Origin of the sequence: Butyrivibrio sp. DSM 10294 (assembly GCF_028539135.1) — a bacterium.
Classification (GTDB): Bacteria; Bacillota; Clostridia; order Lachnospirales; family Lachnospiraceae; genus Butyrivibrio.
This window is the reverse complement of record NZ_JANSWL010000057.1, coordinates 1-14,108: the sequence shown is the minus strand read 5'-3', so window position 1 is coordinate 14,108 and position 14,108 is coordinate 1. Positions and strand designations below refer to the sequence as shown.

The 14,108-nt window shown below is 44.4% G+C and carries 9 protein-coding genes; all 9 read right to left on the bottom strand.

What is annotated here, in order from left to right:
- Positions 1-254: 254 nt before the first annotated feature.
- Entirely contained in the window at positions 255-2,423 is a 2,169-nt protein-coding gene (locus NXH67_RS04735; protein WP_272796608.1) for an alpha-L-rhamnosidase-related protein, read from the bottom strand.
- A 95-nt stretch (positions 2,424-2,518) separates the two neighbouring features.
- On the bottom strand, positions 2,519-3,322 hold the full coding sequence (locus NXH67_RS04730) for an ABC transporter ATP-binding protein (RefSeq protein ID WP_272796607.1): 804 nt from the start codon (positions 3,320-3,322) through the stop codon (positions 2,519-2,521).
- A complete protein-coding gene (locus NXH67_RS04725) occupies positions 3,322-4,356 on the bottom strand; it encodes a FecCD family ABC transporter permease (RefSeq protein WP_022780024.1) in 1,035 nt (344 codons plus the stop codon). The genes NXH67_RS04730 and NXH67_RS04725 overlap by 1 nt, the downstream gene beginning before the upstream one ends.
- Complete coding sequence (locus tag NXH67_RS04720; protein ID WP_022780025.1) at positions 4,353-5,369, bottom strand: FecCD family ABC transporter permease; 1,017 nt, start codon at positions 5,367-5,369, stop codon at positions 4,353-4,355. The genes NXH67_RS04725 and NXH67_RS04720 overlap by 4 nt, the downstream gene beginning before the upstream one ends.
- A complete protein-coding gene (locus NXH67_RS04715; RefSeq protein WP_026516708.1) occupies positions 5,344-6,459 on the bottom strand; it encodes an iron-siderophore ABC transporter substrate-binding protein in 1,116 nt (371 codons plus the stop codon). The genes NXH67_RS04720 and NXH67_RS04715 overlap by 26 nt, the downstream gene beginning before the upstream one ends.
- Positions 6,460-6,624: 165 nt before the next feature.
- On the bottom strand, positions 6,625-7,071 hold the full coding sequence (locus NXH67_RS04710; protein WP_092326361.1) for a hypothetical protein: 447 nt from the start codon (positions 7,069-7,071) through the stop codon (positions 6,625-6,627).
- Positions 7,072-7,073: 2 nt separating this feature from the next.
- Positions 7,074-10,277 (bottom strand): glycoside hydrolase family 3 C-terminal domain-containing protein, encoded by a 3,204-nt coding sequence (locus tag NXH67_RS04705; RefSeq protein ID WP_272796606.1) that lies wholly within the window; start codon positions 10,275-10,277, stop codon positions 7,074-7,076.
- A gap of 54 nt (positions 10,278-10,331) precedes the next feature.
- Positions 10,332-11,864 carry an MFS transporter gene (locus NXH67_RS04700; RefSeq protein WP_272796605.1) on the bottom strand — a complete coding sequence of 511 codons (1,533 nt, stop codon included), beginning with the start codon at positions 11,862-11,864 and terminating at the stop codon, positions 10,332-10,334.
- A gap of 33 nt (positions 11,865-11,897) precedes the next feature.
- Positions 11,898-13,850, bottom strand: coding sequence for a glycoside hydrolase family 2 protein (locus NXH67_RS04695; RefSeq protein ID WP_272796604.1), 1,953 nt, complete (start codon positions 13,848-13,850; stop codon positions 11,898-11,900).
- Positions 13,851-14,108 lie beyond the last annotated feature (258 nt).

Sequence of the window (14,108 nt, the reverse complement as noted above, 5' to 3'; positions counted from 1 at the left end):
GGTTCTCTGGCTCTCTGCAGCGTGTTCCTTGATATTCTCTATCATTTCCTGCTGCATAGCTTCTTTTTCGAGTTTCTTTGCTTCTTCCTTCTTCTCTTCTTTCTTCTTTTCGGCAGCTTCTTTGGCTTCTTCCTCGCGTTCCTTCTGCTCTTTCTCAAGTCTCTTTTCAGCTTTCTTTTGTTCAGCCTTCTTCTCTTTTTTTCATTTTCTCACTATAAATAGCATCTCTAAAGTTTTTGGCAAGAGCTTTTGGATCATAATCTGTATTCCCCACCGGTGAGGATGAATCGCGCGTAACCGTCCAAAACGGTAAATTCAAGCTCCGTATTTTTTGGCACCTCGTTGTTTATTAGCGGCAGATATACTTCAGCGGTAGTGTTTTCGGGTATTCTGACACGCATTTCTATTGCCGAGCCAGCGTCTATTTCAAGCACAATAGCTCCGGCAACCGACGGAACGGTGCATTTTATATGCTTCAGCCCGCCCAAATATGGCTTTATTTCAAAGCGTCTGTACGCCGTTTCAAGCGGACGGATGCCAGCTATATACTTTGACATCGTAATAAGCGGACCACCCGACCATGCATGATTTAATGTTCCTTCCCTGTTCCAGTATTCCCAGAGCGTGGAGTAGTCAAATTCGACCATTTCCTTATAACGCTTTTTTATGCGGTCTACAGCCTCATTAATATGTCCCATTTTGCACAGCGCATCAAGCACATACTTTTCCATATACGGGCTCGCATTCTCGATCGTGAGTATTATTTTTAATATATCGCTGTATTTATCCTTATCCGCCAGTCCTGACAGAACGGCAAGCGCGTTTGCCCGGTCATCGGGTGCGCCGTTTTCGGTATTGTCATAGTAATGACCGTCCTTCCAAAACATAAGGTCAAAATTAGCCCTTATGCTTTCAAGGCGCTCATCATACAGCGGAAGGTCAGAGCTGTATCCGAGCAGCTCCGCCATGCTGCGGCAGGCAGTGAGCGCCATATAGTACCATGCGTTTTCCATAGGAGCGATATCGGCATTGTCGCCCCAGTCCGGCCAGTCCCAGCTGCCGGTTTTATGTTCTACAAGACCGTTCTTCATAGCATAGCTTAAAAGATAATCTTTTGACATATTGTATGCACGCTCGGGTACTGTTTTATCACCCGTATATTCATAGTAATACCAAAAGCCCCATATTCCCGCGAGGTTTTGCAGAGGCAGCTCAAACTGATCCTTTCCTGACGGAACCACCGTAAGCATATAGCCACTATCCTCCGCCCAGCCCGCCATTGCATCCACACCCTTCTTGTAGAGCAAAAGAGCCTTTTCGTCAAGGGAGTACATCATCATCTGCATTTCTACATTGACATCTCCCCACCACTGCGCACGTTCTCTGTCGGGGCAGTCCATAAAGTTGTCGCGCATAGTGATATAAAGCGTGCGGAGCGATTTCTGCCATAGCTTGTTTAAAAATTCATCATCACACTCAAAGTTGCCTGCAAATTCCGTGTCATAGCCCGTTTCGCGGTATTTCAGCTCATGCACCGTAACACCTGCGGGAATGCTGTAATACATTTTTTCACCGTTTATCCAGCCTGGCGATTCGTATTCCTGCTCTCCATTTTTTGTATAATAAACTGCCATAACGCTTTGCGTATCGTATAAGGTATCGAAATAATTATCAGCCTTGATATCTATTCGTTTCCCCTCAGGGGCTGTGACCTTCAGATACGGAGTTATCTGCGCGTTATACGGCAAACGCATTTCCAGCACAGTGTCCTTTGTGGCAGTAAACCCTGTATAATCGGCGCTGTTTATGTAGTCCTCAATACCGTAGTCCTTAAACTGCGGAATGATACGCTTTCTTAGCTCGCCCCACGCATCCGTGCCAGCGTTACCGACAACATCGGCATTATCCCAATCGCTTGTATCGAACGATGGCATATACCATTCTCCCAAAGCCCTTGATGCGTCATAATATATGTTTGATTCCGGAAGCCTGAAATTCGCCTTGAGGTCATTTTCGTCCGCCACAACATACGCGGGATCCTTCATGATTTTCCACGAGCTGTCCGACGATACGATCATGCCGTCAATATCCGCTTCAAACAGCAGTCCGCCCATACCGCTTGAATAGTGAGAAAAGCCTTGCTGACCGAAATGCCACACAAGCACGGCAATCGTATTTTCACCATCACTAAGATGCCTTGTAATATCCACCTCATCATAATATGTAGAGTTCCTTGACGGCCCGCGCTTGATGCCGCCCTCGATTACGACCATTTCACCGTTTATATAGAGCCAATACTTTGAATCGGCAGCTATCTGCGCTATAGCCCTTTCCGGTGCGCCTTCAAGCGTGAATCTCTTTACAAGATCCATCCATGTGTTTTCACCGTTTTTGCCCTGTTTCCATATCCATTTTGCGTTCATCTTTTAATGTCCTCCCAAGTAGCATCATACTTCTCCTGTTATCTCTTTAGCAAGTTCCAATGATTGTCCTTGCGGCGGCACTACTTTTTTGAACATCAGCCGGCTTTGCTCCTTGGGATAACGTAGGGGTCTCCGGTTTCGGGATCGGTGATGATGGAGCTCTCCATGCTGTAGACTTCTTTCATGAGATCGGTTGTGATGATGTCTCTTGGAGTTCCTTCTGCAAGGAGCTGTCCTTTCTTCATAGCGAAGATGTGGTCAGCATATCTGATGGATAGGTTGATGTCGTGGAGGATGGCCACTATTGTGGTCTTCTTTAATTTGTTAAGTTTTGCCAGGCAGTCCAGGATCTCTACCTGATATGCAATGTCGAGGTAGGTGGTTGGCTCATCGAGAAGAAGGATATCTGTGTCCTGCGCAAGGACCAGCGCAATCCATACTCTCTGCCTCTGGCCGCCGGATAGTGAATCCACACTCTTATCTGCAAGCTCCGCTATTCCCATTGCTTCCATAGCGCAGGCAATAGCCTCATAGTCAGCCTTTGACAGCTGCCCGAAAAGATTCTGATAAGGAAACCTTCCTCGCGCAACCAGGTCTGCCACTGTTATGCCCGCAGGGACAATCGGGGACTGGGGAAGAAGCCCTATCTCCTTTGCCAGGTGCTGGGTTGGAAGTTCATAAATTGATTTTCCGTCCAGAAGAATGTTTCCGCACTTTGGCTTTAAGAGACGTGCAAAGCTCTTTAATAAAGTTGATTTTCCGCAGCCGTTTGGTCCGATCAAAACACTGAACTTTCCAGCAGGGATGGTAATATTCATATCCTTAAGTATCAGTTTTTCTTCATATCCCGTGCTGATGTTCTTGGCACAGAAATCATGACTAAGTGCAAATCCATCCATTAGATCTTTTCTCCCTTTCTGTTCAGGTTTAGCAGTAACAAAAGAAGATACGGTGCCCCTAAAAGTCCTGTTATAACACCAACAGGGTACTTCGTCTCAAAAACGTTCTTGCTGACAAGTTCTGATGCAAAAACAAGTATCGTTCCCACAAGGCCTGCAACAGCCATGGCATTTTTGCCGTTCCTGGTGCATTTCTGGGCAATCGGCCCTGATAAGAATGCAACCGATGCGATCGGGCCTGTGGCAGCTGTCGCTGTTGCACTAAGCACAAGCGCACAGACCATACAGCATACTCTTACTGCTGTCATCGGAACTCCGAGTGTCGTCGCATATTCGTCACCAAGCTGCATCATACGAAGGTATCTGTTACATATAAGAAGCAGTCCGCTGCAAATAACAGTCACTGTCACAATTACCGGCACATCACTCATCTGCACAAGATTAAGACTTCCGCGAAGCCATCTGAGCGCAGTTCCTACATCATACTCCGAACCCACCAGCAGCATCCATGATATCAATGCATTCAAAACCGCCTGCATTCCGATTCCTATGAGGATCATCCTGCTTGAGAATGCATGTCCTTTTCCTGATAAAAGAAATATCAGTGTAGTTATGATAAGTCCTGCTGCCACGGCAAAAAAGGAAGCAGCCGCGCCGCTTATTCCAAGGATCAGAATGCAGAAAACAGCTGCCGCAGAGGATCCTGCCGTAACTCCTATAATATCCGGAGAAGCAAGAGGATTTCTTAACAGATTTTGAAAAGTAAATCCTGAAATACCAAAAGCAAATCCCGCAAAACCGCCTACCAGCAGTCTTGGAAGCCTCAAGGTTTTTATGGTATATGCAGCTCCTTTTGTTTCATTACTAAACAGGTATCCAAACACCTCTTTTAACGAATAATCAGTATTGCCAAGAGTCATCATAAACACTGAAAGGATGCCGATGATGACAACTAGAGCCACGATGCAAAAGGCGTTCTGAACGTCATGCTTTTTATATATTTTTCTTAAATCATTATCTATTGAATTTGTCATATGCCCTTTGCCTTTGTCTTCCAAACGATCCAGATAAATACCGGAGCGCCGACTATTGCAGTAATAATTCCAACCTCAAGCTCCCCGGGTCTTCCCAGTATTCTTCCAAGTACATCGGAAAAGGTTAAAAGACCTGCTCCTCCGATCATGGACAATGGAATTATTATTCTCAGATCATTGTCAAAAAGCTGCCTGCAAACATGTGGAAGCATAAGTCCCACAAAGCCGATAGGTCCTGCAAGAGCAGTAACTGACGCGCATAAAAGCACTCCTGCAAACGCAGTAAACAGCCTTATCTGTCCAACCTTTACCCCAAGGGATACAGCCATCTCATCTCCAAGAGCCAATGCATTTAAAGGGGATGCGCAAAGAAGTGCACAACCTGCGCCGACAACAAAAAACGGAATAAGGAGCCTAACATCATCCCAGGTAGCTCCGCTTATGCTGCCCACCTGCCAGAATCTGAACTCCTTCATGACCTGTGAATCAGGAAGCATAATGGTGTTTACCAGCGCCCCAAGAGCTGTTGATACCGCAGCTCCCGCCAGGGCAAGTTTGATCGAGTTTGCACCGCCATAGCCCACAGATGCGATTCCATATACAAAAAGAGCTGTAATTATAGCCCCCGTAAAAGAAAGTCCGATAAGCTTTATTCCGGAGGAAATATTAAGATATGCTATCCCGATCACCACAAGAAGCGAAGCCCCGGTGTTGACTCCCAGAATACTTGGGTCAGCAATAGGGTTCCTGGTGATAGCCTGCATCAGTGCTCCAGATACCCCAAGCGCAGCACCGGCCAGGAGCCCAAAAACTGTTCTGGGGATTCTGGCTGAGATAACTGCTGAAGTGAAGTCATCTGTAAGTGCCCCTGTAAAAAATCCCGTCACATCCGAAAAAGGAATGCTTTTGCTGCCATAGGATATTGAGAGAAAAACTCCCAAAAGCACGAAGGCAATCTCCACCGCCAGCCCTGTTATTAACTTGTAATTACTGAATTTTTTCTGCTGCATCATTAAGCGCTTTCAAATAGTCATCAATTGCATAAGGAATGGAAAGAACTGTTGGTGTGCTGGCTGCTGCAAGAACATCATTTGAATCGAGAAGCACAAATGCTCCGTTCTTTACAGCCGGAATGTTTGCAAATCTTCCGTCGGCCTGCATTGCATCTACAAGTGACTCTGTTCCGTAAGTAATGATGATATCTACATCAGTCAAAAGATCTGCATTCTCAGCACTTACTGTGATTGAGAAATCCTGATCACTTGTGATAAGGCTCTTTACGCTGTCAGGTGTTACAAATCCAAGGTCTGAAAGGAAGGCAGCTCTTGGATCATTGCTTGTGTAAATGTAGAAGGTTCCAAGGTCATCCTCTGAAAGCCAGAAGAAAGCAACTCTCTTGCCTTCGAGCTCGGGATACTGAGAAAGTTTATCAGCAATGAGCTTCTCTGTATCTTCAACCAGTGCTCTGCCCTCTTTCTCCATGCCAAGTGCAATGGCATCATTTACTGTCTCTTCCTGCCATGTTGTGGACCATGCAATCTCAGGATAAGCAACAACAGGTGCTATCTCTGATAATCTGTCATACTCTTCCTGACTAAGTCCTGAATAAGCTGCAAGGATCACATCAGGAGCACAATCTGAAATTGCCTCATAATCCCATCCGTCTGTATCATCAAATACATTCGGCTTTACGCCTGCATCCTCAAAAGCCTTGGCAGTCCATGCAAGAAGTCCATTCTCATCTCTTGGTCCAAAATTGGCCTCTGAAATTCCAACCGGCATAACTCCAAGAGCAAGAGGTACATCGGGGTTGCCCCACGCAATTGCCACAACATTCTCAGGCTTTGACTCAATAACAGTCTCGCCAAGGCCGTGTGTGATAGTGAGCGGGAAAACATCCTCAGATGCTGAAATCTCGTCTGTAGAAGCATCCTCTGTTGCCTTACCCTCAGCTGTCTCTGAGTTTACCTCTGTTTCTGAATTTACTTCTGTCTCTGTATTAACTGAATTTGAGGCAGTCTGTGTCTCATTTGAAGCTCCGCAAGCCACTACTGATAACCCCATAACTGCTGCCATAATTGTAGATAATAATTTATTCTTCATGAATAAGCTCCTCTCTTGTTAGCATTCGCTAACGCCCATCCATATTCTCATAAATTACGATTGTTGTCAACATAATCTTGCACAATTTTTATATCTTTTATTATATGCCAAAAAACTCCCGGCAGCTGCCGGGAGTCTTCCTCAAGAATTATTATCTTGTACAAATTATGCGTTTTCCTTTACAGAACGGGTGAAGGCGCCGATGATAAGAACAAGCGCTCCCACAATGAAACCTGCAAATGCAACTACTGTTACGCTAAATACCTGCCAGCCTACAGTATTAACTGAGTCGTAGCTGAAAAGTCCTGCGATGAGAAGGATTCTCTCTGAAAGGATCTTTCCAAATGCTGTAGTGAAAAGAGCTATCGCTCCCAAAACTGAAATAGTGCCAAGAATATCATGGTTTCCAAACTTATTTGGAAGTACTACCGCAAGAACTGCCAAAACAATTCCGCTACATCCAAGTGCTATAACTGTTCCAAGATTGCCAAGTGCATAGGTAACTGTCATATTGCTGCAGATAGCAGCTGCAACAATTCCGACAACGCCTAGTACTGCTGCAATTATATTAAAGTAAGCTCCAACGCTCTGCTTTTTCATAAAGTCTGCCATTATTACGCCTCCTTTTCTTTTCTCTTTGAAAGAATATACAATACAGCAAAGATAGCTGTAAGAGCAGCGCAAACTCCAATTGCTGTTCTATATGCTGTTCTCCACCATGTGTTAAGCTTAACTACATGAGTTGTTGCATTGTATCTGTTCATAAGGTTACTGGATGCGATTGCATAAAGTACGTTATGTGCAGACTCTTTTACCGCCTGCTGAGCATTTGCATCACCTGCAAATACTGTGGCACTGATAGCTGCGCCGTCAGCCTGGTTTGCAAATCTAGGGCTGTCAAGAGTTGTATCTGTATAGAAGCCTGACATACCTCTTGTATCGTAGCAGGTTGCACCTGAAGTAAGAACTGATGTGTAGAGATCAAAGTCATCATAGATATCAGTTACTGCATATCCTGTGAAGCCCCACTCCTTCTTGAGGATTTCTGTCATAAGTCCTGTACTTACTGTACACTCAACAGGTCCGATCTTTGAGAAGGATACCATAAGGCCTCTCATACCTGCGTCATAAGAATCTGTGTCATACTTTGTTGCTTCGAATGCGATCTGGTATGCTCTAAGCTCAACTTCACGGGCTCTCTGCTCTGTCATGAAAGGAGCAACGCCTGCTCTGTTAGTCTCCTGGTCGTTGAACGCATAGTGCTTAGGTGCTGCGATAAGACCATAGTTAAGTGCTCCGATTGCAAATTCCATTGCTGTATATCCTGAAAGGATAGGATCCTCAGAATAGTACTCACCGTTACGTCCGTTGTATGCATGACGGTGTGTGTTAAGTCCAGGGCCCCAAAGGATCGGGATACCTGTAAAGAGTGACTCGATTCCGATGAACTCACCAAGAGCATAGGAAAGTTCAGGGTTAAATGCAGCTGCTGTAAGAGGGCTGCTGCCGAATACTTCAGGGTGCCAGTTTCCGTTTGGATCATCGCTCTTGATGTTCCATGGAGCCTCAGTGTCTTTTGACGCATTGAGGTTAACCGCAATACCGTTTCCGGCATTCTCTGTCATGTAAGTTTCAACAGTTCCGATTGATGATGCTCCGGGAATACTTGGGCCACCAAAAGTTGCAATATACTGAGCCTCTTCAAGAGTCATCTTATCAAGGAGCTCATTCCACTTCTCATCGTCAAAGGATGCGCCTGCCATCTCATAGAACATGAGGTCAGCGTTAACGCCCCACTTGATGTCTGATGTATCATCATCTGTCTTAAGTGTATAGTACTTACCGTTTAAGTAATCGATAAGTCCCTGGTCTGTAAGAGTCATATCGCTGTAAGTCTTAGGATATGTCTTATCCCAGTCAGCACGGCTAAGGTATGTAACCTCACCGTCCTGGAAATAGTTCCAGTCAGCATAATCAAGCTGGTTACAAAACTTGTCTCCTGTCTTTGAATAAGCAAAGGCAGTCCTTGAAATGACGTCCTCTGTGATCTCTGTCTGGAATGCATATGCAGGATTAGCTTCGCCCACAAGGCTTGCTGTATCTACATTCTGAAGAGCCATGATGTTGTTGAGGGCATCATGTGCACCGTTACCGAATGCAAAATAGTATGTTCCGGGATCAAGGATATATGTTCCCTTTGTTCCGTCTCCGTTGTCAAAAGAGCTGTCGTAAGTTGCAATGTACTGAAGATCAGCCTTTACAGAAACAGTCTCTGACTCGCCGGGCTGAAGAGTTTTTGTCTTGCCATAGTTAAGAAGGACAATTGCACTCTTTTCAATTCCACCCTGCTCATAAGGAGCCTGTCCGTAGATTTGAACGCTCTTTTTACCTGCTACCTTACCTGTATTTGTGACCTTTACATTGAAGGTTGCAGTAGCTGTTGTAACATCGCCTTCCTTGGAAACCTCGATTACAGGCTCTCCGTCGAACTCCATATCAAATGTAGTGTATGAGAGACCGTAGCCAAAGCCGTACGCTACTTCATCATCGTAGTTCCAGCCATTCTTTGAAGCATAGGTTCCTGCCTTTGATGTAGCATTGCCCTGTCCAAGAACAGCATCATAATATCTGGTCTCGTAATATCTGTATCCAACATAGATGCCTTCAGCCTCAATGATGTAGTTGCTGCTGTTTTCTCTTGTGATAACATCAGCTGCATTCTTGTAAGAGAAGTTACCCATGTTCTGCATAGCAGGTGCTGAAAGGTTATATGTAGGGAAAATATCTGCAAGTCCGCCTGAAGGGCTTACCTTTCCGCTAAGGATATCTGCAACACCGAGCATTCCATATGAACCGGGTGCGCCGATCCAGAGGATCGCATCAATATCCGCATCGTCCTTAAGATCTCCGATCTCTACTGCAGAAGCGCTGTTAACAAGAACAATAACCTTGTCACTGCACTCTTTTGCAAGAGCGATCATATCTTTTTCATTTGTTGTAAGTGCAAGAGGCTCCTCTGCTCCAAGGCCTGAAACAATTCCGCCCGGAAGATAGTCTTCACTCTCTGCACTTGGTCTTCCGATAACAACGATAGCTGCATCGCCATACTTTGCAAAGCTGTCCTTGTAAGAAGAATTTACTGACTCGATCTCTTTTACAGATGGCTCACCCGGATCATACTCCTCGGAAGGGCCTGCATTTTCTGTGTGAAGATAAGTCTCGTTAAGCTTTGTATAGATTGATGTCATAGTAGGATTTACTTTGAAGCCTGCACCGTCAAACTCAAACTCGTCTCCTGACCATCCATCAGTTGTATATCCTCTCTCAACCTGGCCTGTTGCCCAGTTCTGTGAAAGAGAAGTTGTGATATGATTTGCAAAATCTGTAACGTTATTTTGAAGTGCTTCATCAAGATTAATAAATCCTCCGCAAGCCTTAACACCAAAGCTTGATCCAAGGATCGGCACCTGAGAGCGGATTCCGAATAATGAAACGTTAGATCCGCTTGTGAGTGGAAGTACTCCGTTGTTCTTTAAAAGAACTGAACCCTCTGCCGCCTGCTGTCTGTTAAGATCGATGGCTGCCTGAATGAGTGCATGAGAATTGCCCGTCCCATCCTCATTAAGCAGGCTTGCCGGTGGTGTAAACTTGTCATACACGGCATCCTTGTCATCTGTTACCATCATTTCACTCTGTGTTCCAAGGGCAGTGTCAATAGTAGATGCAAATGACTCCAATGTGTTTCCCGCAATAACGGAAACAGACAAAAGAAATGTCGTCACAGCGGCCATGCCCCTGAAAAGTCCTGTCTTTCTCAATGTTTTTTCCTCCTGGTTTTTCTATACTCTTCCATTGCCTTTTGATTTCACTTATCAGGTGAATTCTTTCATTGCCTTCTCGATACTCATACCTTCTGCAATGGCTTTTTTACGCTTCTGGTTGACATCCTGGATCTTCTTCATCTCATCCCCTGTGAGAATGTAGCCCTTCATGGCTATGATCGTGATAACCCATGCAGTCATTGGTACTATGCAAAAAAGTATGATAACAACTGCATTCATCCCCGGTGCAAAGGGCGTCTCTGCAGTTGGAAGAGACTTGATTCCGATAAGACTTACAGCTATTCCTACAACTGTGGCAGATAAAGAAGAAACTAGCTTATCTACCAGTGAGAACAAAGTTCCCATTATTCCCGGAATATATTTTCCGGATCTGTAGGTCTCATAGTCTGAACAGTCAGCTACCATTGGAATTGGCATATCTGCTGTGGAGTAATAAGCTCCATAGCCAACTCCAAAGAATAATATGAATAAAACCGTATAAAGGTTTATACTGAATTTTCCGTTTGATATAAGCACAAGGTTAAGTGCCGGTACATCCAGCTTCCATGCAAGGAGAAGAACAAGTACTCCCACATAGCAGATAAGTGCCAGAGATACATATCGAAGGAGTGATGCTCTCTGTCCCTTCTTCTGGCTGGTCCTTACTGTAAGGACAAAGAAAGGAACCGAGAAAATATAACCAACTATCATCATCGGAAGGTAAAGACCATCATAGTTGCCCATCATTGATCCGTAGAGCATGCACAAAACCGTAGTGTTTGTTGCGATCGAAAGGGCCAGCTTGCAGCCTGCTCCTGCGATCATCAGCCTCTTCATAGGGCTGTTGTTTTTGATGATCTCGATGTATTCGGAGATCTTTACTTTTTCCTGCTTGCTGCCTCCGATTCCAAAGTACTTCGGCTGGTCTTTTTCCCAGATACCGATAATTGCAAGGATAGTCAAAAGAATTGATACCGTAATTCCAATTGGTGTAAGAACTTTGTAAAACTCTGCCTTAGAGTAATCTGCAACATTTGCCCTGATGATTGGAGCAAGGAACTGCATGACACCCATTCCGGCGAGAGATCCGACTGTATTGAAAATGGTGAACAGTGGTCTCTGATTAGGATCTGAAGTAAGAACTGTCTGTCCGGCTCTTGTGCAGGATGTCTGGAAAGTGTATCCGATAACCCAGATCGCATATAGTCCTACAAATGCTGCATACCTAAGTCCCATCATGGATTCCGGGATTCCCGGTGTTATCACATACATGGTGATAATGCTGAGTGCCATTATCAGATTTCCTATAACCATAAAGGGTCTGAACTTACCAAACTTACCGTTGGTCCTGTCCATAAGTGCTCCGATTATCGGGTCTGTAAAAGCATCAAACACCCTCATTCCCGTAACCATCACTGAAGCAAACAAAACTCCAAGCCCAAGCACGTTTGAACCAAATGTTGCTATGTAGGCAAGTACCAGAACATAGTAGACATTTGTCGCCCCATTGTTCAGTGGGAAAAGAACCAGCTGATAAAGCTTTGCTCTGTTGATCCCGTCGTTTTTCGTAACTGTTTCTCCCATTTTTTATCTCCGAATCTTTTTGATATTTCTGATTTATTTTGTCCAGTTTGCGCCATTGTCTCCGGATTCCTTAAGCTTATAGTCAGGATTTGGTCTGCTCACCTTCCTGAAAACTGCTTCATCGCTAAAAGAGCCGCTGACAGCCTTAAAGGTGCATTCGTTTTCCAGCGTCGTTGTGAATTCAAAAACATGCTGTCCATGTTTTGTTGCGATCTTATTTCCGTTCTTGAAAAGAGTTACTTCATTCTGATTGGAATAGACTTTAATCTTTATCTTTCCTGACGTTCTGTCTTTAAATCTCTTTGAAGTTATATGGACGAACGGATCATTGCTCCACCATGCTTTGTATAGATAGAAGCTGTCTTTTTTAACCTTTCTGTCAAAGGTAACAAGGCCCTTGTGGTTCATTCCCGGCTCGCCACCCTGGTTTCTTGCATCAGCTGCAAAATCAAACATGTTCCAAACGTGAGTCGCCCACATGAAAGGATTTCTTTCAAAGCATCTGAGCATGTACTCGTGATAGATTGCCTGATACTCCTCTGTGTGATCTCCTCTTCTTGGGTGCTCACTGTGAAGGTTCGGCATTCCCTCGCATCCGTACTCTGAATAACCAAGGCTTCTGTCCGGATAAACCATGTGGAAAAATCTCATCCAAATATCATTGAGGAAAAGCCCCGGAACATACCAGCCCAGATAAAGGTTCCAGCTGACTGTATCTGTAATGTGTGCCACCTTATTGAACGGTCCGCACATTGCATAACATGCCAGTGTTGTAAATCTTGTATTATCCATCTCATGACAAAGGTCATTGAGCTGTCTGTGATTGTCCAGCATATCTGCCTTGTCCTTGGTGGATATTGTTATCTCATTGGATATACCCCAGCAGACAATTGAAGGATGATTGTAGTTCTGAACTATAAGCTCCTTCATCTGGCTGATGGTATTAGCCCTTCCTTCAAGCATATGCTCTGAAATATATGGAATCTCGGCCCAGACTATCATTCCTCTCTCATCGCAGAGATCGTAGAAAGTCTGACTGTGCTGATAATGTGCAAGTCTTATGGTATTTGCACCCATTTCGCAGATAAGGTCCATATCCTCTTTGTGCATCTCATCTGTGATGGCATTTCCAAGGCCTTTTCTGTCCTGATGTCTTGAGACACCGTGAAGTGCATAGCTCCTGCCGTTCAAATAAAAACCGGTCTTTGGATGATAGTGGAAATCCCTGACACCAAAGCGTGTTTCAACTTCATCTGCGACTTCTCCGTCTATAACAAGCTGAGCCTTGGCGTTATAAAGATATGGTCTCTCAATTCCGTCCCACAACTCCACTTCATGGATGCAGCATTCAAGATGTGCTTCGTTCAAAGATCTGCCTGCATTTTGGCAAAAAACCTCTTTTCCCTCCATATCAGAGACAATAATCCTTACATCGCCTCTGTTTGTATTAAGATAGCAGCTCACCCTGACATCTGCCTTCTTGTAGCCTTCGATCGGACGGGCACTCACCTTTAGTCCGCGTCCTCCGAAGTGATCAAGATCAAATCTTTCTTTATTTACAACAATGAGTCTTACGTCCCTGTAGATTCCGCCGTAGAATGTAAAATCGGCTTTCTGAGGATATACTCTTTGATTTGGTCTGTTGTCCACGTTGACCTTGAGGAAATTTTTTCCCTCAACAAGGTGATCTGTAATATTTGCTCTGAAGGTTGAATATCCGCCTTCATGTCTTATAACTTTCTGCGAATTCAGGTATACATCGCACTCCGAGTTAACACCATCAAATTCGATGTACACGTCCTCTTTTTCCCTGTCAAAAGAGGGACAATCTATCTCTTTCTCATATCTGGCCAGGGTCCTTAAATAATCATTTCCCCCATCCTGTCCGTCAAGGTTATTCCAGGTATGGGGAATATTGACCATAACCGGATCATTTTTTTCCAAATAAAACTTCCAACCGTTGTTGATGTTGTAGAACTTTTTCATTTCACGACTCCTTTAATCTGTCCAAATTTTACAAAATTCCGGAATGTAACTTCAATCAAGATGGAATAATCTGCACCTTTTACAGCGTAATTTACAATCATCTATAGAATGCTGTACAATCCCATCTTTGACAGTTGTTGGATATAAAAAGTCTCACAACCCTTGTATATATGGCATTGTGAGACTTTTTCTCTTCGTTTTGAAGTATAGTATTTTTTTACTTCCCTTTACTTTTCTTTTGGATTGTTTTCATCTGGC